This is a genomic window from Embleya sp. L77 (assembly GCF_055557415.1).
The window spans coordinates 5556107-5577408 of record NZ_CM145709.1; the positions used below are offsets into that span (position 1 = coordinate 5556107).

15 protein-coding genes are annotated in these 21302 nt (G+C 71.2%); 10 read left to right on the forward strand and 5 right to left on the reverse strand.

All coding sequences use genetic code 11. The features are described 5' to 3' along the window. The first annotated feature begins 223 nt into the window (after positions 1-223). The 5 genes from valS (at position 224) to ACZOOI_RS23830 (ending at position 7100) form a co-directional block, all read left to right on the forward strand. Positions 224-2743: a valine--tRNA ligase gene (gene valS / locus ACZOOI_RS23810; protein ID WP_465277722.1), complete on the forward strand. Its 2520-nt coding sequence runs from the start codon at positions 224-226 to the stop codon at positions 2741-2743. Positions 2744-2887: 144 nt separating this feature from the next. Further along, a complete protein-coding gene (locus tag ACZOOI_RS23815; RefSeq protein WP_465277723.1) occupies positions 2888-3838 on the forward strand; it encodes a DUF7065 domain-containing protein in 951 nt (316 codons plus the stop codon). A 287-nt stretch (positions 3839-4125) separates the two neighbouring features. Next, positions 4126-5055 (forward strand): heme/hemin ABC transporter substrate-binding protein, encoded by a 930-nt coding sequence (locus ACZOOI_RS23820; protein ID WP_465277724.1) that lies wholly within the window; start codon positions 4126-4128, stop codon positions 5053-5055. 102 nt (positions 5056-5157) lie between these two features. Then, positions 5158-6276, forward strand: a complete 1119-nt coding sequence (locus ACZOOI_RS23825) for a FecCD family ABC transporter permease (RefSeq protein WP_465277725.1) — start codon at positions 5158-5160, stop codon at positions 6274-6276. After that, positions 6276-7100, forward strand: coding sequence for a heme ABC transporter ATP-binding protein (locus ACZOOI_RS23830; protein ID WP_465277726.1), 825 nt, complete (start codon positions 6276-6278; stop codon positions 7098-7100). Before ACZOOI_RS23825 ends, ACZOOI_RS23830 begins: the two co-directional genes overlap by 1 nt. A 14-nt stretch (positions 7101-7114) precedes the next feature. On the opposite strand, the gene ACZOOI_RS23835 is transcribed toward ACZOOI_RS23830, so the two are convergent. Beyond that, positions 7115-8035, reverse strand: a complete 921-nt coding sequence (locus ACZOOI_RS23835) for an alpha/beta hydrolase (protein ID WP_465277727.1) — start codon at positions 8033-8035, stop codon at positions 7115-7117. Between the two features lie 416 nt (positions 8036-8451). Between ACZOOI_RS23835 and ACZOOI_RS23840 the strand changes: the two genes are divergently transcribed. Continuing rightward, positions 8452-10014 (forward strand): APC family permease, encoded by a 1563-nt coding sequence (locus ACZOOI_RS23840; protein WP_465281268.1) that lies wholly within the window; start codon positions 8452-8454, stop codon positions 10012-10014. A 74-nt stretch (positions 10015-10088) separates the two neighbouring features. Here ACZOOI_RS23840 and ACZOOI_RS23845 read toward each other — a convergent pair whose 3' ends face one another. The 4 genes from ACZOOI_RS23845 to ACZOOI_RS23860 all read right to left on the reverse strand — a co-directional run bounded on the left by ACZOOI_RS23845 (position 10089) and on the right by ACZOOI_RS23860 (position 13879). Next, complete coding sequence (locus tag ACZOOI_RS23845) at positions 10089-10688, reverse strand: LURP-one-related family protein (protein ID WP_391587098.1); 600 nt, start codon at positions 10686-10688, stop codon at positions 10089-10091. 215 nt (positions 10689-10903) lie between these two features. Then, positions 10904-11809, reverse strand: a complete 906-nt coding sequence (locus ACZOOI_RS23850) for an RNA polymerase sigma-70 factor (RefSeq protein ID WP_465277728.1) — start codon at positions 11807-11809, stop codon at positions 10904-10906. A 9-nt stretch (positions 11810-11818) separates the two neighbouring features. Then, positions 11819-12988 carry an NAD(P)/FAD-dependent oxidoreductase gene (locus ACZOOI_RS23855; protein ID WP_465277729.1) on the reverse strand — a complete coding sequence of 390 codons (1170 nt, stop codon included), beginning with the start codon at positions 12986-12988 and terminating at the stop codon, positions 11819-11821. Positions 12989-13186: 198 nt separating this feature from the next. Beyond that, positions 13187-13879 (reverse strand): nucleotidyltransferase domain-containing protein, encoded by a 693-nt coding sequence (locus ACZOOI_RS23860; RefSeq protein WP_465277730.1) that lies wholly within the window; start codon positions 13877-13879, stop codon positions 13187-13189. Positions 13880-14259: 380 nt separating this feature from the next. Between ACZOOI_RS23860 and ACZOOI_RS23865 the strand changes: the two genes are divergently transcribed. The 4 genes from ACZOOI_RS23865 to ACZOOI_RS23880 all read left to right on the forward strand — a co-directional run bounded on the left by ACZOOI_RS23865 (position 14260) and on the right by ACZOOI_RS23880 (position 21302). Then, positions 14260-15090 carry a hypothetical protein gene (locus ACZOOI_RS23865; RefSeq protein ID WP_465277731.1) on the forward strand — a complete coding sequence of 277 codons (831 nt, stop codon included), beginning with the start codon at positions 14260-14262 and terminating at the stop codon, positions 15088-15090. A 528-nt stretch (positions 15091-15618) separates the two neighbouring features. Further along, entirely contained in the window at positions 15619-17217 is a 1599-nt protein-coding gene (locus ACZOOI_RS23870; RefSeq protein WP_396007265.1) for an acyl-CoA carboxylase subunit beta, read from the forward strand. A 228-nt stretch (positions 17218-17445) separates the two neighbouring features. After that, positions 17446-19419 (forward strand): acetyl/propionyl/methylcrotonyl-CoA carboxylase subunit alpha, encoded by a 1974-nt coding sequence (locus ACZOOI_RS23875; RefSeq protein ID WP_465277732.1) that lies wholly within the window; start codon positions 17446-17448, stop codon positions 19417-19419. A 104-nt stretch (positions 19420-19523) separates the two neighbouring features. After that, positions 19524-21302, forward strand: coding sequence for an acyclic terpene utilization AtuA family protein (locus tag ACZOOI_RS23880; RefSeq protein WP_465281269.1), 1779 nt, complete (start codon positions 19524-19526; stop codon positions 21300-21302).

Genomic DNA, 21302 nt, shown 5'->3' on the forward strand with positions numbered 1-21302 from the left:
AGCCGATCACCCCGACCGAGGTCCGCGGGCCGCCCCACCCCCCGAAGGGCGGCCCGCCGACCCGCCGCACGCTCCGCCGACCCGCCTCACCACCGCGTCGCCCCCGACCCACGTGCACGCCGCCACGCCGGGCCGCCACGCCGCCGCGCGGGAATCGGGTCGAGTCGGGCCGCGGCTCCCGGTACGCTCCGGGGGCATGGTTGCCCCCGCTGGTTCCCCCCGCATGCCCGACAAGCCCACCCTCGACGGGCTGGAAGCGAAATGGTCGCGCGTCTGGGAAGAGACGGGCGTATACCGCTTCGACCGGAGCCGGACCCGCGACGAGGTCTACTCCATCGACACCCCGCCGCCCACGGTCAGTGGATCGCTGCACGTGGGACACGTGTTCTCGTACACCCACACCGACGCCGTCGCCCGCTACCGGCGGATGTGCGGACGCGAGGTCTTCTATCCGATGGGCTGGGACGACAACGGTCTGCCCACCGAGCGGCGGGTGCAGAACCACTTCGGCGTGCGCTGCGACCCGGCGCTGCCGTACGACGCCGACTTCGTGCCGCCCGAGCAGCCGGGCAAACAGCAGATCCCGGTCTCCCGGCGGAACTTCATCGAACTGTGCGAACAACTGACGCACGAGGACGAGAAGGCGTTCGAGGAATTGTGGCGCCTGCTCGGCCTGTCCGTCGACTGGACGATGACCTACCAGACCATCGACGCGGTCTCGCGTACCGCCTCGCAACGGGCCTTCCTGCGCAACCTGGAGCGCGGCGAGGCCTACCCGGCCGAGGCGCCCACGCTGTGGGACGTCAGCTTCCGCACCGCGGTCGCGCAGGCCGAGTTGGAGGACCGGGAGCGTCCCGGCGCCTTCCACCGACTGGTGTTTCGCGGGCCGTCCGGCGACGCGCTGGAAATCGCGACCACCCGGCCGGAGTTGTTGCCCGCGTGCGTCGCACTGGTGGCGCATCCCGACGACACGCGCTACACGCACCTGTTCGGAAGCAGCGTGCGCACACCGCTGTTCCGCGTGCCGGTGCCGGTGTACGCACACCCGCTGGCCGACCCGGAGAAGGGCTCCGGGATCGCCATGGTGTGCACCTTCGGTGACACCACCGACGTCACCTGGTGGCGTGAACTGCGCCTGGACACCCGGGCCGTGCTCGGCCGGGACGGCCGCTTCCTGAGCGATTCGCCGGCCGGGCTGGACACCCCCGAGGCGGTCGAGGCGTACGCCCGCCTGGCCGGCGCGACCGTGTTCACCGCGCGCGAGCGGATCGTGGCGATGTTGCGGGAGAGCGGCGAACTCGTCGGCGAGCCCAAGCCGATCACGCACGCGGTCAAGTTCTACGAGAAGGGCGACAAGCCGCTCGAAATCGTCACCACCCGACAGTGGTACCTGCGCAACGGCGGGCGCGATGCCGACCTGCGGGCCCGACTGCTCGCCCGGGGCGCGGAGTTGGCCTGGCATCCCGCGCACATGAAGGTCCGCTACGACAATTGGGTCGAGGGCCTCAACGGCGACTGGTTGATCAGCCGGCAGCGCTTCTTCGGGGTCCCGGTGCCGCTGTGGTATCCGCTGGACGAGGCCGGACAGCCGCGCCACGACGCGCCGTTGCGCCCGGCCGAGGCGGATCTGCCGATCGACCCGTACACCGACGTGCCGCCCGGCTACCGGGCCGAACAGCGCGGCGAGCCGGGCGGGTTCGTCGGCGACGCGGACGTGATGGACACGTGGGCGACCTCCTCGCTCACGCCGCAGATCGCGGGCGGCTGGTGTCGCGACGACGACCTGTTCGCCCGGGTCTTCCCGATGGATCTGCGTCCGCAGGCGCACGAGATCATCCGTACCTGGTTGTTCTCCGCCGTGGTGCGTGCGGACGCGGAGAACCACAGCCTGCCGTTCGCACACGCGGCGATCTCCGGCTGGATCCTGGACCCGGACCGCAAGAAGATGTCCAAGTCCAAGGGCAACGTGGTCACTCCGGTGGACCTGCTCGCGCAGCACGGTTCGGATGCGGTGCGCTACTGGGCGGCGAGTGGCCGGCCGGGCGTGGACACCGCGTTCGACGTCGGGCAGATGAAGGTCGGCCGCCGGTTGGCGATCAAGCTGCTCAACGTCGGCCGGTTCGTGCTCTCGATCGGCGCGGCCGAGGCGCCCGACGCGGTGTGCGAACCGCTGGACCTGGCCCTGCTCGCCGAGGTGGCGGAGGTGGCCCGCGCGGCGACCGAGGCATTCGAGGACTACGACTACGCCCGGGCGCTGGCCCGGACCGAGCGGTTCTTCTGGTACTTCTGCGACGACTACGTCGAGTTGGTCAAGGCCCGCGCCTACGGCGAGGCGGGCACCGCGGCGGGTGCCGAGTCGGCCCGGGCCGCGCTCGCGAGTGCGCTGTCGGTACTGCTGCGACTGCTCGCGCCGGTGTTGCCGTTCGCGACCGAGGAGGTGTGGTCGTGGTGGCAGGACGGATCGGTGCACCGGGCGGTGTGGCCGGCCCCGCAGCCGCCGGCGGCGGACCGGGCCCTGCCGGGTGTCGCGTCCGAGCTGATCGCCGCGGTGCGCAAGGCCAAGTCCGCCGCGCAGCTCTCGATGCGCGCCGCCGTCGCGGGTGTCACCATCACCGGCGACCCGGCCGAACTGGCCCGGGTGGCCCTGGTCGAGACGGACCTGCGCGCGGCCGGACACATCGCCCGCATCGACCTGGTGCCGGCGGACGGTCCGCTCACCGTGGAGGTCGACCTCGCGCAATGATCGCCGGCCGGGGTCCCCGGCCGCGATCGTCGGGCGGGATCGCCCGGCCGCATCGACGGTCGGGAGCGCTCGCCGGGGATCGACGGCCGGGGATCGAGGGCAATAATCATTGACTCGGCCAAGTACCCGTAGTACCCGTTGGCCATGACCACTGACCATGTCGAGCACCACCCCGACGATCGCTTCCACCCGCCGACCAGCGACGACCCGTACTGGTCGGAGACCTCCTGGTTCACCTTCACGGTTCCGGAAAGGCGGCTGTCCGGGCAGCTGTATCCGTTCTTCCGGGCGAACCAGGGGGTTGCGGCGGGCGGCGCGTACTTCTGGGACGACAGCGGACAGCACCCGCACGAGGCGGTCTACGCCAAGAACTTCTGGCATCTGCCGATCCCCGACCAGGACCTGACCGACCTGCGGCTGCCGAACGGGTTCCGGGTGCGCTGTGTGCAGCCGCAGGCGGTGTACGAGGTCGGCTACGACGACCCGGACGGCGGCGACGAGATCCACGTCGACCTGACCTTCACCGCCGTGCTGCCGCCGCACTACCTCGGCGACAAGCACGTGGATCAGCCCGGTCGGTACACCGGCACGGTGGTGCTGCGCGGCGAGGAGATCCGGGTCGACTCGTACGGCTTCCGGGACCGCTCGTGGGGACCGCGCTCGCAGTTCGGTCCGGGCCTGATGCAGTCGCCGGCCAAGCGAGGCGGCTACAGCTACGCGACCGCCTCGGAGCGGGACGCCTTCCACAGCATCACCATGGACTTCGGCTCGGGCTGCGTGTCCATCCACGGCTACCTGCTCCGCGACGGCACCTGGGCCAAGCTGGCCAAGGGGCGCCGCGAGGTGGTCGAACGCGAGGACGCCACCGGCTGGGCCACCCGGATCGTGCTGGAGGGAATCGACGAACTCGGCCGCGAACTGCACGCCGAAGGGCGCATGCGCAACCGGCTCGGCTTCTTCCTGAATCCGAACCTGTTCACCGTCAACGGCCTCACCGAGTGGACCTTCGACGGCGTCACCGCGTGGGGCGAGGACCACGAGAACTTCTCCGCGGCCGAGATCCGCCGGCACAGCCGCGCCTGGCGCGAGCGCTGACCTGGATCGACCGACGCGGGAGGGAACGCCGGACGGACGCGGGACGGACGTGGGGCGAAGGGCCGAGCCCCCTGCTGCGGGGTGCTTGGTCCCGCCCGCCGCCGGGGGAGCGCGCCGCCGCCCGCGTGTGACGTTGTCCACCCGGTCCGGACTTGAAGTTAGGCAAGCCTCACCTTTAGGTTGCGGAGTGGGACAAGGCAAGGCTTGCCTAAGAACGGAACCTCCTCGTCCGCTCACTCCACAGCTCGAAAGGCCGCCTGATGCGTCTGCGTCGAACAAGCTTGAAGGTGGCCGCGGCCGTCCTCGCCGTCACCGCGTTCGCCACGGCGTGCGGCGACGACGACAAGAAGTCCGACGGCAAGTCCGACAAGGCCCCGGCGGGTTCGGTGCTCCCCGCCACCGTGGACACCACGATGGGCAAGGTCACCGTCAAGGACGCGAGCCGGATCGTGCCGCTCGGCGGCGACGTCGCGCAGACCGTTTACGCACTGGGCCTGGCCTCGAACGTCGTCGGCGTGGACACCTCCGGTGCGGTCCTGCCGGAGAGCAAGGGCAAGCCGACCTTCGGCAACTCGCGCGGCCTCAACCCCGAGGGCATCCTCGCCCAGCGGCCCACGGTCGCCATCGGCAGCGCCTCGGTCGGCCCGCGCACCGCGATCGACCAACTCAAGGCGGCCGGCGTGCCGATTGTGCTGATCCCGGACAGCGGCAAGCCCGAGGACGCGGTCACCCGGATCACCACCATCGCCACCGCGCTGGGCGTGCCGGACAAGGGCAGGACACTCGCCGACCGGACCGCCGGCGAGATCGCCACGGCCAAGGCCAAGGGCGCCCAGGCCGCCACCAAGCCGCGCGTGGCGTTCCTCTACATCCGCGGGCAGGCCAACCTGTACCAGATCGGCGGCAAGGGCCTGGGCCCGGACAGCATGATCACCGCCGCCGGCGGCATCGACACCGGCACCGAGCTCGGCGTGCAGATGTCCGCCGCGCTGACCCCCGAGGCGATGGTCTCGGCCAAGCCCGACGTCATCCTCGTCTTCCAGAAGGGCCTGGAGTCGGTCGGCGGCGTCGACGGCGTGCTCAAACTGCCCGGCGTCGCCCAGACGCCTGCCGGCCAGAACCGCAAGGTCGTCGCGATGGACGACCTGGAGCTGGGCGGCGGCGGGCCGACGGCCGGTGTCGCGCTGAACAAGCTCGTCGATCTGCTGCATGGCTAGGGTCGGCCGGGTCGGCCGTCCGCAAGCGTCGGACGGGCCGAATCGGCTCGTCCGGACCGCGAGGACACCCGACGGGAAGATGCGGGGGAGACCGTGGCCACGGTGACGGAGCGTCAGGAACCCACGGACGAACCGGGTTCACCGGCGCCGGCGGTCGAACTCGGCAAGGCGACCGTCGTGGTGTCGGCGGCGCCGCGTCGACACGGCCGTTGGCTGATCCCGACCCTGGTGTCGCTGCTCCTGGCCACGAGTGTCGTCTCGGCCGGCATGGGCGCCTTCGACATTCCCTCCGACCAGGTGCTCTCCTCGGTGCTGCACCATCTCGGCCTGGACGTCGGCCACGTGTCGCAAGCCAACGAGGCCGTGTTGTGGAACATCCGCTTCCCGCGCATCGTGCTCGGCATCATGGTCGGCGCGTGCCTGGGCTGCGCCGGGGCCGCCATGCAGGGCGTGTTCGGCAACCCGCTCGCCGAGCCCGGCGTGATCGGGGTGTCCTCCGGTGCGGCGCTCGGCGCGGTCGGCGCGATCGTGCTGGGCGTGTCCACCTTCGGCTCCTGGACGGTGACCGCGTTCGCCTTCGCCGGCGGCCTGCTCACCACGCTCTTCGTCTACCTGCTCTCCCGCTCCGACGGCCGCACCGAAGTGGTCACCCTGGTCCTGACCGGCATCGCGATCAACGCGCTGGCCGGCGCCGCGATCGGGCTGTTCACCTTCGTCGCCGACGATGCCGAACTGCGCAGCATCACCTTCTGGAACCTGGGCAGCGTCGGCGGGGCGAGCTGGAAGATCATCGGCGCGCTCGCCCCGTTCGCGATCGTCGGCCTGCTGATCCTGCCCCGGTACGCCCGGGCGCTGGACATCATGGCGCTCGGCGAACGCGGCGCCCGGCACCTGGGCGTGGACACCGAACGGGTGCGCATCGTGGTGGTCGTGCTCAGCGCCACCCTGGTCGGCGCGGCCGTCGCCGCGGCCGGCGTGATCACCTTCGTCGGCCTGGTCGTGCCGCACATCATCCGGCTGATCGCCGGCCCGCGACACCGGCTGTTGCTGCCCGCGAGCGCCGTGCTCGGCGCGCTGGTCACCGTCGGCGCCGACCTTGCGGCGCGCACCGTCGCGATGCCCAAGGAGGTCCCGCTCGGTGTGCTCACCGCGCTGATCGGGGCCCCGTTCTTCCTGTGGCTGCTGCGCAGGACCCGTTCCCGGCAAGGAGGTTGGGCCTGATGAGGCTGCTCGCCCGGAACCGGATCGCGGCCCTCGCGCCGGCGCCCGAAGTCGGCACGGTCGGCGTCGAGGCCGAGGACGTCGGCTACGCCATCGCCGGCCGCAACCTGGTCGACGGTGTCTCGTTGACGGTGCGCCACGGCGAGATCGTCGCGGTGCTCGGCCCCAACGGCGCGGGCAAGTCCACCCTGCTCGGCCTGCTCACCGGCGACCTGACGCCGCATCACGGCACCGTGCGGATCGCAGGTCGGGCGTCGTCCGACTACTCGCAGCGCGAACTGGCGCTGCGTCGCGGGGTGTTGCCGCAGAGCGTCACGCTGTCCTTCCCGTTCACCGTGGACGAGGTGGTGCGGATGGGCCGCGCGCCGCACGCGGGGCTGCCGAGCGAGGAGTCCGAGGACACGATCGTGGCCCGCGCCCTGGCCGAGACCGACGTGGCGCACCTGGCCGACCGGGCGTACCCCTCGCTGTCCGGCGGCGAGCGGGCCCGGGTCTCGCTCGCCCGGGTGCTCGCGCAGGGTGCGCCCGTACTCTTCCTCGACGAACCCACCGCCGCCCTGGACCTCAAGCACACCGAGGACGTGCTGCGGTTGGCCCGGGACCGGGCCCGCCGGGGCGACGCGGTGGTGATCGTGCTGCACGACCTCAACCTGGCCGCCGCCTACGCGGATCGGATCGCCCTGCTCGCCCGGGGCCGACTGGTCGCCTGCGGCCCGCCCGAACAGGTCTGCACCGCACCGGTGTTGTCCGAGCTGTACGGCCATCCCGTGGAGGTGCTGCGCCGACCCGGCACGGACGAGTTGCTGATCCTGCCGTCGCGCTGAGGCCGCCCTACGGCTCAGGGGTGCAGCGCCTTGTGCAGTGCGGCGAAGGAGCCCGAGGCGCACTCCGCGCAGCGCGGCACCAGGTCCACGAAGCTCATGAAGCCGTGCACCATGTCGTCGAACAGTTCGCACTCGACCGCGCCGCCCGCCTCGCGCAGCCGCTCGGCGAAGTCCGCACCCTCGTCGCGCAGTGGATCGTGGCCGGCCAGGACCACATGCGCCGGCGCCAGGCCGGACAGGTCCGCGATGGTGCCGATCGAGGCGTACGGGCCCAGTTCGTCGAGCCCGCGTCCGCCGAGGTAGTGCTCCATGAACCACGCGATCGACTCGGCGGTGAGCAGCGGCGCGTTCGCGTTCTCGATCCGGGACGCGGTGCCCTCGACGCCGGTCGCCGGGTACCACAACATCTGCAACGCCGGTTGCGGAAGTCCGTGTTCGCGAGCCAGCAGGCATGTGGTCGCGGACAGCGTGGCGCCCGCGCTGTCGCCGGCCAGCGCGATCCGGCTCGGATCGGCACCGAGTTCTGCGGCGTTGTCGAGCACCCACCGGTACGCGGCGAGCGCGTCCTCGATCGCGGCCGGGAACGGGTGTTCCGGGGCGAGTCGATAGTCCACCGAGAGCACCACACACGCGGCGTGCCGGGCGATCCGCCGAGCCAGCGCATCGTGACTGTCCAGGCCGCCGATCACGAACCCGCCGCCGTGGAAGAACACGGTCACCGGCAGATCGGGCTCCATCGAGGGCCGGTACACCCGAACGGGCAGCGCGTCGACGGCGCCCGGGATGGTGCGATCGTGCACCCGAGCCAGCTCGGTCATCACCGGAAGCAGGCCGATCCCGGCGTCGATGGTCGCCCGCGCGGTGGCCGCGTCGCCCACGAACAGATCCTCCGGCATGACACTCAACAACTCCACGAGCTGCGGATCGATCGACACCGTGTTCCCTCTCCGTCACCCACATACCGGCCGGTACGGAATGTACGACGCATCCCTTCCCGGAGGAACCGGCAAAGCCCACCCGTTGCCATTGAGGGCCCGACGCCACCGGGACCGATGCGGGCGAGGCGGGCAGACACGGGTGGGTCGGACCGATCCCGAGGACGAGTCGGGATGCGCCCCGCCCGGTTCGAGGCCAAGGCATGTCAGGCGAAGCCCACCGGCGGTCGCCAACCGGGTCGGGGTCACCGAACTGCCGGCCGGGATGCTCGTCGATGCGGCCCCTTCGGCTCCCGGTCCGCCGGGCGGAAAAGCGCCAACGAGTGACATGAGCGACTCACCGGATCGTTCGTGACCCCCTTGGTCAAATGTCGTTTCATCCTGACTTAGTCTGTTCGCTTGTGAGCAATGAGCACGTGCGCCAAAAGGGCGATAGGCACCACCGGGTAGGCGAGTCGCACTACCTCCCGGAGTCCGATCTCAAGGACAAGGGGCTGAACCGAAATTCCATCGGCCTGCTGGGGAGTGTGGTCGTCGCCATCTCCACGGTGGCGCCGGTGTACACCCTCACCGGCGCGCTCGGGCCCACGGTCAACAAGGTCGGCACCCACGCCCCGGCGATCTTCCTGGTCGGCTTCGTCCCGATGTTGCTCGTCGCCTTCGCCTACCGCGAGCTCAGCAAGGCGGTGCCGGACGCGGGTACCTCGTTCACCTGGACAGTCAAGGCGTTCGGCCCGCGGGTGGGCTGGATGTGCGGCTGGGGCCTGGTGATGGCCACCGTCATCGTGTTGTCCAACCTGGCCGGCATCGGCACGTCGTTCTTCTATCTCGCCCTCGGCGAGGCGTTCGGCAGCGACTGGGTCAAGGACCTGGACGACAACAAGCTGGTGCACGTGCCCACGTGCCTGGTCTTCATCGCGATCGCCACCGCGATCAGCTATCGCGGCATGACGGTGACCAAGCGGGTCCAGTACGTGCTCGTCGCACTGCAACTCGCGGTGCTCGCCCTGTTCGTCGTGATGGCGATCGGCAAGGCCACGGCCGGCGACGTACCCACGTCGATCCCGTTCTCGTGGGACTGGTTCAACCCGTTCGGGATCGACGGCGGCTTCACCGCGCTGACCGCGGGGCTGTCGTTGTCGATCTTCATGTACTGGGGCTGGGACACGGCCCTGAGCATCAACGAGGAGACCGCCGGCGGCCCCAAGGTCCCGGGTCGGGCCGCGATCATCTCGGTGCTGTTCATCGTGGTGGCCTACCTGACGACCGGCGTCGCCACGCTGATGTACGCGGGTACCGGAACCACCGGGCTGGGCCTGAACAACGACGAGGACGACAACATCTTCGCGAAACTGGCCGACCCGGTGATGGGGTCGGGGCTGGGCATCCTGATGTTCGTCGCGGTGCTCGCCAGTTCGGTCGCCAGCCTGCAGACCACCTTCATCCCGGTCGCCCGCACGCTGTTGTCGATGAGTGCGTACGAGGCGGTGCCCAAGGTGTTCTCCCGGGTGCATCCCACCTTCAAGACGCCGGGCTTCGCGACCATCTCGGCCGGGGTCGCGACGGGCGCGTTCTACACGATCATGACGATCCTGTCGGAGAACGTGCTCACCGACACCATCTATGCGCTCGGCCTGATGATCTGCTTCTACTACTCGCTGACCGCGTTCTCCTGCGTGTGGTACTTCCGCAAGGACCTCTCGCGCAGCTTCGAGGACCTGATGGTCAAGGGCGTCATGCCGGCGCTCGGCGGGCTGATGCTGGGCGCGATCTTCATGAAGACGCTGGTGGACGTGGCCGACCCGAACTACGGCGACGGCAACCGGGTGGCCGGGGTGGGCAGCGTGTTCATCATCGGTGTCGGCCTGTTGGTCCTCGGCGCGGTACTGATGGAGATCCGTCGGATCGTGAGCCCGGCGTTCTTCCGCGGCGAGATCCTCAAGCGGGACACACCCGTACTGGTGCCGGACGAGGGCTGAGACATCGTCGTCGGTCGCGCACGCCACGGGGTGTGTGCGCGACCACGCGGCCCTCGCCCGGTCCCGGACAGGACCTAGCGGTTCTGGATGGCGTCCATCGCGACCGCGACGCAGATCGCCAGGCGGCGGTCCATGGTCGGGTCGGGCAGCTTCACCAGGTACTGGTCGCGCAGCTTCATCTGCCGCTCGACGGTCAGCACCGCGTTGCCGCCCTCGTCGACGAAGTCGAAGTGGTAGGTCGGCGCCGGCAGCCACGCGCCGACCACGGGTATGAAGCCCCACACGCGGCGCAGTATCGCGCCGAACAGGCTGCGCTCCTGGCCCACCGCCTTGGCCGCGTCCGGACGTTCCAGGTTCCAGGTGGAGCGCAGGAGGGACTTCTTGAAGTCCTTCGAGAACATGCCGAGGTTGCTGCCCTCGACGCCGATCACGTCGTGCTGGGCACGGACGTCGAGCATCTGGCGCGCCTTGAACCGGGCGAGTTCGGTGGTCTTGGTGTCATCCGTGTAGAGGATGACCTCTTCCTTGAGCTTGCCGCGCTTTTGCTGCGCGAACGCGATCACCGGTCCGTGCTTCCCGTCCGGACCGACCAGGTGCACCACGTACTGGTTCACGATCGGGCGGAAGTTCTGGCGGATGATCAGCTGTGTTTCGTTCTGGAACGGCATGGTCATGACGTGCGGGATCCCCCAGGAAAACGGAGCGTTGGCGAATCTGTCCGCCGGAAGCGCACAACCTACAGGTGTTCGAACGACATGGGCAGCCGAGATTTCGAGCGCTCGCTCCTCGTTGCGCATTCGTGTTCGGCGCACCCGCGCGAACTCGCCGACCGGAGGTCGCGGCGCAGGCTCCGGGGTTCACGACGCGGTTTCCGGGTGGTGACGCAGAGTCAGAGTGCGTGCCGGATGCCTCCGGCGACCGGAACGAGCTTGTCGGGGTTGGCGATCACCCGGATCCCCACGATCCGGCCGTCCGCGTCCGGCTCGACCGCGACCACCGTGATGGGCCGTCCGTTGCCCACGGCCAGGACGGCGGGCTCGCCGTTGATCTGCACCACCTCGGCGCGCATGTCCGCCGGCGCCACCCCCTGGTAGGGGCGCTTGCCGATGCCGATCAGCCAGGCCGCCACCTTCTCGGCGCCGTGGATGGGGCGGAGCGCGGCGCGTACCTTGCCGCCGCCGTCGGTCCAGATCGTCACATCGGGGGCGAGCACCTGCATCAACTCGTTCAGGTCGCCGCCCATCGAGGCAGCGAAGAATCTCTCGGTGACGACTCTGCGGGATTCGCGGTCGGCGGAGAACCGGGGCCGCCTGGCCTGGACGTGTGAACGGGCCCGATGTCCCAACTGCCGGACGGTCGCCTCGGACCGGTCGATCGCCTCGGCGATCTCGCCGTAGGGAAATCCGAAGACCTCCTTGAGGATGAGCACCGCCCGTTCCAACTCGGTCAGCGATTCGAGCACGACGAGCATGGCCAAAGACACGGACTCGGCCCGGGCCGCGTCCTCCGCGATATCCGGGCCGGTCAGGATCGGCTCGGGCAGCCAAGGGCCGACATAGCTCTCCCGCTGCACCCGCGCCGAGCGCAGCGTGTCGACCGCCAGATTGGTGACGATCCGTACCAGGTACGCCTTCGGCTGGGTGAGCTGTGAACGGTCCGCGGCGGACCAGCGCAGCCACGCGTCCTGGACGACGTCCTCCGCATCGGCCGCGCTGCCCAGCATCCGATAGGCCACCGAGAACAGCAGGCTCCGGTGCTCCTCGAAAATGCTCGTCGCTTCCACGTGACTTCCCATGCGCCGGGATCATTCCGCGTTGCGGGTGATCTTGCCGCCGTGCGACCACACGGCCCGGACACCGTACTTCTTGTTCAGTCGCAGACCCTTCCACGGGCTGCTGCTGACGAACTCCTTGTAGGCGACCGCCGGCCTGCCGGTCAGGACGAAGCCGCGCGGGGTGTCGTCCGGCCGGGTGAACTGGATCACCGCGTCGTTGCGGCCCAGGCTCACCGGCTGGTGGATGTAGCCGAACCGGAACGGCTCGGGCTCCTTGCCGCGCACCTGCCGGGCGATCGAGTCGGCGGCGTGCTGCGCGGTCGGGATGCCGCTCTGGCAGGTGCCGTGGATGACGCCGTAGGTCTGCCGGACGGCGGCGGCGTCGCCGATCGCGTACACGTCCGGGTGCGACACCGACCGCAGGGTCGCGTCGACGACGATGCGGCCCCGGTCGTCCACCGTGAACCCGGCGTTCTCGGCCAGTGGCGACACCCGCACCCCGGCCGTCCACAGGCAGGCGTCGGCGAACACGCTCTCGCCGCCCTCCAGTTCGACCGTGTCCGGCAGCACCTTGTCGATCGACACGCCGGTGCGCACCTCGACGCCGAGACGAGCCAGCGCGGCGTGCAGGTAGGCGCGTGCCTTCTCGCCCATCATCGAACCGGGTACGCCCCGGCTCAGCAGGACCACCCGCGACCCCGGGTGGCGCTCGGCGATCTCGGCGGCCGCCTCGACACCGGTCAGACCGCCGCCGACGACGACCACGGTTCCGCCGGTCGCATCCAGTTCGGCGAGCCTTTCGGCCAGGCGCCGGGCCTCGGCCGCGGTATCGAGGGTGTACGCGTGCTCGGCCACACCCGGCACCGTCCCGGTGTCGGTGATGCCGCCCAGCGCATAGACCAGCTTGTCGTAGCCGAGCACCCGGGTCCCGTCCACGCGGACCTCGCGGGCGTCGGGCTCGATGCCGGTCACCAGACCGAGCACGAACCGCACGCCGCTGCCGTCCAACATCTCGGGGATCCGCAGGTCCGCCGGCTCCTGCCCCGAAGCCGTCTGGTGCAGCCGCAGCCGCTCGGTGAACCGCGCGATGGGGTTGACCAGAGTCACCTCGACATCCCGCTTGCGGGTCGCCCGCGCCGTACCGATGGCCGCCTGCATCCCCGTGTAACCGGCCCCGATCACCAAAATCCGCTCGCTCATCACGGTCCCCTCGATCGTCGTGAACCTTCGCCCCCGTCAACGGGAGGGGACACGAGAACGTGACATGCGAGCGAGAGTGATCCGGGTCACGGGGCGGATGGTCCCATCGGGACGGCCGGCGGGTGCGTACCGGTGGGAAGGCCACCGAACACCGCGACGTCGTGATCGCGGGGTGCAGCGCGAACAGGCTCGCCGGGTTCAGCCCGCGAGCGCGGCCAGGCGGAGGTCGACGATCAGGGTGTCGATCGCCTCGCGGTCCGGGCGGTCGGGGAGGACCGAGTCGATGGCGTCGAGGGTGGCCTTCTCCTGTTCGAAGCGCAGCGTGAAGGCGGCGGGATCCTCGGCGGCCAAGCGGCCCACGGCGAACAGGTTTTCGCGGTGGGCGCTCACGTCGAGGAGCAACTCGCCTGTGCGCAGCAGCTGTCGCGCCTGGAGCAGCAGCCGCAGGCAGTGTCGGCCGTGTTTGGCGGTGCGCTTGGCCGTGTCCGCGGAGAAGCCCACCTTGCCCGCCTCGTGCCGGCCGAGCAGCCGCTTGGCCTGCTGGACGGCGTAGCCGCCGTAGGCGGACCGTACGTACTCCGTGGACAGGAACGCACCACGCAGCGCCCGGAGTCGGCGGCCGGCCTCGGTCTCGACCCGGTACTCGGGGAGCCAGAGCAACTCGGTCACCGTCGGGTTGCACTTGAGGGCCAGCCCGCAGTACTTGCCCAGTTCGTGCATCGTCACGTCGGGCTTCGTGGTCACCCGCGAGCCGCTCGTCACGTTGGCGCCGTCCAGCCCGAGGACCTTGCGCGAGTCGGCGATGTACACGCCGAGCAGGTCCTCGTCCGACTCTGCCGTGGCCAGCCCGTAGGCGGTCGAGCCGACCACCCCCATCAGCAGTGTGTGCATCTCGCCGATCCTCGCTTCCCCGTGGTCCTGGCGCCGAGTCCGCAGTATCCGACATCGCGGGTGCGATGCGAATCCCGTTTTCCCGCCCGGTCGCCGCGTCGGGACGGTGCCCCACCCAGGGCGACCAGCCGGATCGGCGGCAGCGGCGGGGAGAGCAGAGCGAACTGCGCGAGTGCGGTGCTCAGGGGCAGGCAGCCGGGGCCGGAGCCGGTGCTCGACTGCGGCTGACGGTGTCAGCCGTCAAGTGGTCCCGATCACGCTCCCAGCAGTTGCGACATACCCCATGGGGGTATAGATTTCCGATGTGGCCGCCACCAAGGCCACCGAGCGGCCCGACCGGGGCCCGCTCGGACGCACCGCTCGATGCCCGGGAGATCGCCATGACCGTCCACGCCCACCACGCCGCCGCCGCCACCACCCCCGAGGGCCTCCAGGTCTCCCGTGACGGCTACACGCTGGTCCCGGTCGCCGCCCCCGCCGGCACCTTCGCGTTCCGCATCGACGGTCCGGACGGAGCCCCGGTGCGCGAATACCTACCGCAGCACGACAAGGACCTGCACCTGATCGTGGTCCGCCGCGACCTGAGCGGCTTCCGCCACGTGCACCCGGTACTGGGCGAGGACGGCGTCTGGACGCAGGAGCTGACCCTCGACCGAGCCGGTACGTACCGGGTCTTCACCGACTTCGCCCCGGCCGCGACCGGGACCCCGCTCACCCTCGGCGTGGACGTGCACGTGGCCGGCGACTTCCGGCCGGTGCCGCTGCCCGCGCCCGCCCCGACCGCCGAGGTGGACGGCTACACGGTGACCCTGGCCGGTGCGCCGGCCGCCGGGCAGGGTGCGCACATCACCCTCTCGGTCGCCCGGGACGGCCGGCCCGTCACGGACCTGGAGCCCTACCTCGCCGCGTTCGGCCACCTCGTGGTGCTGCGCGAGGGCGACCTCGCCTACCTGCATGTGCACCCGGGCGGCGCGCCCGGCGACGGGGTGACCCCGGCCGGCCCGGAGATCGCCTTCCACACCGAGCTGCCCAGCGTCGGCACGTACCGGTTCTTCCTCGACTTCAAGCACGGCGGGGTGGTGCGGACCGCCGAGTTCACCGTCGAGGCCGGCAAGCCCGCCGCAACGGCCGGCGGGCCCGGACACGGGCAGCCCGAGACCGCGGACCCGCACGCGGGCCGGCACGGGCACCACGGCCACCACCACGGGTGATCCGGATTCGACACCGACACCGACACCGACCTCGACCCCGACACGGACCTCGACCTCGACCCCGACACGGACCTCGACCTCGACCCCGACACGGACCTCGACCTCCGCACCGACGCGGCCCGCGGCATTCCCGGGCCGCGTCGGTGTCGTGTTTTCCCGGCCAGGGGGTACCGGAGCGATGCCCGCCACCCGACCCGCCCCGCCCGGAGGACGCACATGGCCGACGACCGGCCGCAACCGGCCCGAGCCACCACCCGAACGGCCCATCCGGCTCGTCCGGGCCACTCGGTCCAGGTGGTTCACCCGGTCCGGCTCGCCCCTTCGGCACGCCCCGGGGACCGCGGACGCCCGGCGCGCGGCATATCGACCGACCCTTCCGTAGCCAAGTGACCGGCCGTTAACATCCGGAAGTTGCCTTGGACACGCGTCGAGATGCGTCGCACGCGTGGAGATGCACGAGATGCATGGAGAACCGTCGCGATCCGTCGCGATTCGGCGACATGCTTCGTCAGGCGAGGAGGCGAGTTCGTGCCCGTTCTTCGTTCCCGGCTCGATCCCCGGTCGGACACCTACCGGGACAACCGCACGGCACAGCTCGCCGCGCTCGCGGCGCTGCACGAACAGCTCGACCTGGCCCGCGCCGGCGGTGGCGAGCGCTACGTCGAACGGCACCTGGCGCGGGGTCGGCTGACCGCGCGTCAGCGGATCGAACTGCTGCTCGACCAGGACGCGCCCTTCCTCGAACTGTCCTCGCTCGCCGCGTGGGGCACCGAGTTCACCGTCGGCGCGGGCCTGGTCACCGGAATCGGTCCGGTTTCCGGCGTGGAGTGCGTGCTGATCGCCAACGACCCGACGGTGCGCGGCGGTTCGCTCAACCCGTACGCGCTGCGCAAGAACCTGCGCGCGCTGGAGATCGCCCGCCGCAACCGGCTGCCGGTGATCAGCCTGGTCGAGTCCGGCGGGGCCGATCTGCCCACCCAGGCCGAGCTGTTCGTGCCCGGCGGGCGGGTCTTCCACGACCTGACCGAGCTGTCCGCGCTGGGCATTCCCACCATTGCCCTGGTGTTCGGCAACTCGACGGCGGGCGGTGCGTACATCCCGGGCCTGTGCGACCACTCGGTGCTCGTGGCGGGACAGGCCAAGGTGTTCCTGGGCGGCCCGCCGCTGGTGCGGATGGCCACGGGTGAGGAGGCCGACGACGAGGAACTGGGCGGCGCCGCGATGCACGCGCGGGTGTCCGGTCTGGCCGACCACTACGCCGTGGACGAGTACGACTGCCTGCGGATCGGCCGGCGGATCGTCTCCGAGCTGAACTGGCGCAAGCACGGCCCCGGGCCGAGCCGGCCGGCGGACGATCCGCTGTACGACATCGACGAGGTGCTCGGCCTGGTCTCGGCGGACCTGCGCGTCCCGTTCGATCCGCGCGAGGTGTTGGCCCGGGTGGTGGACGGTTCGCGGTTCGGCGAGTACAAGCCCGGCTACGGGACCAGCCTGGTCACCGGGTGGGCGTCGGTGCACGGTTTCCCGGTCGGGGTGTTGGCCAACGCGCGCGGTGTGCTGTTCGGCGAGGAGTCCAGGAAGGCCGCCGAGTTCATCCAGTTGGCCAACCGGTCGGACACCCCGCTGCTGTTCCTGCAGAACACCACCGGCTACATGGTGGGCACCGCGTACGAGCAGGGCGGCATCGTCAAGGACGGCGCCAAGATGATCAACGCGGTGACCAACTCGACCGTGCCGCACCTGACCCTGAACATCGGTGCGTCCTTCGGCGCGGGCAACTACGGCATGTCGGGCCGCGCCTTCGACCCGCGGCTGCTGTTCGCCTGGCCGACCGCGAAGCTTGCGGTGATGGGCGCCGCGCAGCTGGCCGGTGTGTTGTCCATCGTCGGCCGACAGGCCGCCGCGGCGCGCGGGATCGCCTTCGACGAGGAGGTGGACGAACTGCGCCGGAGTGCGATCGAGGCGCAGATCGAGCGCGAGTCGCACGCGTTCTTCGTCACCGCGCGGCTCTACGACGACGGTGTGATCGATCCGCGCGACACCCGCACCGTGCTCGGTATCGCACTGTCCGCGGCCCACTCGGCACCGGTCGCGGGCACCACCGGATACGGGGTCTTCCGCATGTGACGCCGCCCGATGTGATGCCGCCCGAAGACACCGCGCGCAACCCGAGCGCCCGGAACCCGGCCGAAGAGCACGGCACACGACCCACCGCTGGGGACCCGACCAAACAGCACCGCACGCAACCCGCCCACCGAGAAGCCCAATCCGTTCCCGACCCGACCCGACCCGACCCGACCCGGCGCGCAAGCGCCCCCCCGCACCGACCCGGAACCCGCACCCCGAGGGGATCGTATGCCGCTCATCCGCAGGCTGTTGATCGCCAACCGCGGCGAGATCGCGGTCCGGATCGCCCGCACCGCGCACGCCATGGGCATCGACACCGTGGCCGTGTACTCCGATCCGGACACCGACTCGCCACACGTCGCGGCGGCCGATCAGGCGGTCCGGCTGCCCGGCGCCGCCGCCGCGGACACCTACCTGCGCGGCGATCTGCTGATCGAGGCGGCCCGCACCACCGGCGCCGACGCGGTGCACCCGGGCTACGGATTCCTCTCCGAGAACGCCGACTTCGTGCGGCGGGTCGAGGCCACCGGGCTCGTCTTCGTGGGACCCGCGGCGGAGACCGTCGCCGCGATGGGCGACAAGCTCGCCGCGAAGGAACTGCTCGGCGCGGCCGGCGTGCCGGTGCTGCCCGGCGGGATCGTCCGCGAGGACGGCGACGCACCCGAACTGGCCGCCCGGATAGGCTTCCCGCTCCTGGTCAAGGCCGCCTTCGGCGGTGGAGGCCGAGGCATGCGCGCGGTACACGAACCGGCCGCACTGGCCGAGGCGGTGGCCGCCGCGCGGCGCGAGGCGGGCGCCGCGTTCGGCGACGACACCGTCTTCCTGGAGCGCCTGGTGGAGCGCCCCCGGCACGTCGAGGTGCAGATCTTCGGGGACACCCACGGGAAGGTGCTCGCACTCTTCGAACGGGACTGCTCGATCCAGCGCCGGCACCAGAAGCTGATCGAGGAGAGCCCGTCGCCGGCCGTCGACCCGGCGCTGCGCGAGCGGTTGTGCGCGGCTGCGGTGGCCGCCGGTCGGGCGATCGGCTATGTCGGGGCGGGCACCGTGGAGTTCGTGCTCGACCCGGCCGGCGCGTTCCACCTTTTGGAGGTCAACACCCGACTCCAGGTCGAGCACCCGGTCACCGAACTGACCACCGGCCTGGACCTGGTGCGGCTGCAACTCCTGGTCGCCCAGGGCCATCCGCTGCCCACCGAACCGGTCGCCACGGGCCACGCGATCGAGGCCCGGCTGTACGCGGAGGACCCGATCCGCGACTACGCGCCCTCGGTCGGCACGCTGCACCGCTTCCACATCGCCGAGCGGGACGGCATCCGGGTGGACGCCGGGGTGGCCGACGGCAGCCGGGTCGGATCGCACTACGACGCACTGCTGGCCAAGGTGATCGCGTACGCGCCGACCCGTGACGAGGCGTGTCGCAGGCTCGCCCACGCGCTCTCCCGGGCCCGGCTGCACGGCGTCCGCACCAACCGCGACCTGCTCGTGGGCATCCTGCGCTCGCCCGAATTCGTCGCCGGCGACGCGGACACCGGCTTCCTGGACCGGCATCCCGCCGCCGAACTGTGCGCCGGGGACCCGGCGGCGCCGGCGATCCACGCCGCCGCCGCGGCGCTCGCGGGGCAGGCCGAACGACGCGCGGCGGCCCCGGTCCTGGGCGGTATCCCAAGCGGCTGGCGCAACGTCCGCAGCGCCGACCAGCAGGTGACCTACGCAGACGCAGGCGGCGGCCGCGCGGTCGTGTGCTACCGCCTCCCCGACCATGTCGCGATCGACGGAAAGCCGCTGCCCGGCCTGGTCGTTCACGCCGCCCACGCGGATCGGGTGGACCTGACGGCGGACGGCGTGCGGCGCACGATCGAGGTACATCGGGTCGGCGACACGATCCACCTGGACAGCCCGCTGGGCGCGAGCGAACTGACCGAGCTGCCACGGCTGCCGGAACCGGCCGAACCCGCCGCCGAACCCGCCGGTTCGCTGTTGGCCGCGATGCCCGGCACGGTGGTCCGGGTGGCGGTGGCCGAGGGCGAACACGTGACGGCCGGACAACTCGTGCTGGCCGTGGAGGCGATGAAGATGGAACACGAGGTGACCGCACCACACTCGGGCATCGTTCGCCGACTGCCGGTCGGCCCCGGCGAACCGGTGGACGCCGGAGCGGTGTTGGCCATCGTGACCGCCGACGCGGAGGCGGCCGGATGAACGAGAGGACGGCCGAGCAGACGAACGAGCCCACGAACGAGCCCACCGAGGGGCCGAACCACGAGCCGACGAACATGCCCACGAGCGAACCGACGAGCGAACCGATGAACGAGCCGACGAACGACACCCCGACCGACGCGCCCGCCCCCCGCCGCCCGGTCCGGATCGCGAACTGCTCGGGCTTCTACGGCGATCGCCGGGCCGCCGCGCGCGAGATGGTCGAGGGCGGCCCGATCGACGTGCTCACCGGCGACTACCTGGCCGAACTGACCATGTCCATCCTGTGGAAGGCCCGCGCCAAGGACCCGACCGCCGGCTACGCGCGCACCTTCGTGTCCCAGCTGGAAGAGGTCATGGGCACCTGCCTGGACCGCGGCATCCGGATCGTCTCCAACGCCGGCGGACTCAACCCGGCGGGCCTGGCCGAGCGATTGCGGGCGAGTGCCGAGCGCCTGGGCCTGACCCCGCGGATCGCCCACGTGACCGGCGACGACGTGCTGGACCGGATCGACGCCGGGCCGCGCGCGGTGACCGCCAACGCCTACCTCGGCGGCTGGGGCATCGCCGAGGCGCTCGCCGAGGGCGCCGACATCGTGGTCTGCCCGCGCGTGACCGACGCCTCCCTGGTGGTCGGCCCCGCCGCCTGGTGGCACGGCTGGCGGCGCACCGATTACGACCGGCTCGCCGGCGCGATCGTCGCGGGCCACGTGATCGAGTGCGGCCCCCAGGCCACCGGCGGCAACTACCCGTTCGGCGAACCCCCGCAGCGGCAACGCCCGGGCCGTACCACCGACTTCGCGCTGGACACCCGCCGTCCCGGCTTCCCGATCGCGGAGGTGGCCGCCGACGGTTCGTCGGTGATCACCAAGCACCACGGCACCGGCGGCCTGGTGTCGATCGGCACGGTCACCGCGCAACTCCTGTACGAGATCGCCGGACCCGCCTACGCGAACCCCGACGCGGTGGCCCGCTTCGACACGATCACGCTCGACCGGGCCGGCCCCGACCGGGTGCGGATCCACGGGGTGCGCGGGCTGCCGCCGCCGCCCACGCTCAAGGTCGCCGTGAACGAACACGGCGGCTACCGCAACACCATGACCATGGTGCTCACCGGCCTGGACATCGAGGCCAAGGCCGCACACGCCGAACGCATGCTCTTCGACACGCTCGGGGGCCGGGACCGGTTCGCCGAGGTCGACGTGCGGCTGCTGCGCTACGACCGACCCGACGCGCCGACCAACGAGCAGGCCACCGCGCATCTGCGGGTCACCGTCAAGGATCCCGATCCCGGCAAGGTCGGCCGGGCCTTCTCCGGCGCGGTGGTCGAACTCGCGCTGGCCGGCTACCCGGGCTTTCACACCACCACCCCGCCCACCGCCGAGACCGCGTACGGCGTCTTTCGCGCCGCGTGGATCCCGGCGACCGAGGTCGAGCACACCGTGGTGCTGCCGGACGGCACGTCCCGCCCGATCGCGCCGCCCGAACACACCGCGCCGCTGCCCGATTCGACCCCGCCGCCCGAACCACCCGTGCACACCGGGGAACCGACCCGCCGGGTCCCGCTCGGGCTGGTCTGCGGCGCCCGCTCCGGTGACAAGGGCGGCGACGCCAACCTGGGCCTGTGGGCCCGCGACGATGCCGGATTCCGTTGGCTGCGCGGACACCTGACGGTGGATCGGCTGCGCGAGCTGCTCCCGGAGGCGGCCGCTCTGCCGATCGAGCGCCACGTGCTGGCGAACCTGCGCGCGCTCAACTTCGTGATCGTGGGCCTGCTCGGCGAGGGTGTCGCGGCCTCCACCCGCCCGGACCCGCAGGCCAAGGGCCTGGCCGAGTACATCCGGTCCCGGCACACCGACATCCCCACGACGCTGTTGGACGGGTGA

Bases quoted from the DNA above. Each gene is read 5' to 3' on its own strand.
- valS (WP_465277722.1), top strand. From the start codon at position 224: ATGCCCGACAAGCCCACCCTCGACGGGCTGGAAGCGAAATGGTCGCGC.
- ACZOOI_RS23815 (WP_465277723.1), top strand. From the start codon at position 2,888: ATGACCACTGACCATGTCGAGCACCACCCCGACGATCGCTTCCACCCG.
- ACZOOI_RS23830 (WP_465277726.1), top strand. From the start codon at position 6,276: ATGAGGCTGCTCGCCCGGAACCGGATCGCGGCCCTCGCGCCGGCGCCC.
- ACZOOI_RS23845 (WP_391587098.1), bottom strand. From the start codon at position 10,688: ATGACCATGCCGTTCCAGAACGAAACACAGCTGATCATCCGCCAGAAC.
- ACZOOI_RS23850 (WP_465277728.1), bottom strand. From the start codon at position 11,809: ATGGGAAGTCACGTGGAAGCGACGAGCATTTTCGAGGAGCACCGGAGC.
- ACZOOI_RS23855 (WP_465277729.1), bottom strand. From the start codon at position 12,988: ATGAGCGAGCGGATTTTGGTGATCGGGGCCGGTTACACGGGGATGCAG.
- ACZOOI_RS23860 (WP_465277730.1), bottom strand. From the start codon at position 13,879: ATGCACACACTGCTGATGGGGGTGGTCGGCTCGACCGCCTACGGGCTG.
- ACZOOI_RS23865 (WP_465277731.1), top strand. From the start codon at position 14,260: ATGACCGTCCACGCCCACCACGCCGCCGCCGCCACCACCCCCGAGGGC.
- ACZOOI_RS23875 (WP_465277732.1), top strand. From the start codon at position 17,446: ATGCCGCTCATCCGCAGGCTGTTGATCGCCAACCGCGGCGAGATCGCG.
- ACZOOI_RS23880 (WP_465281269.1), top strand. From the start codon at position 19,524: ATGAACGAGCCGACGAACGACACCCCGACCGACGCGCCCGCCCCCCGC.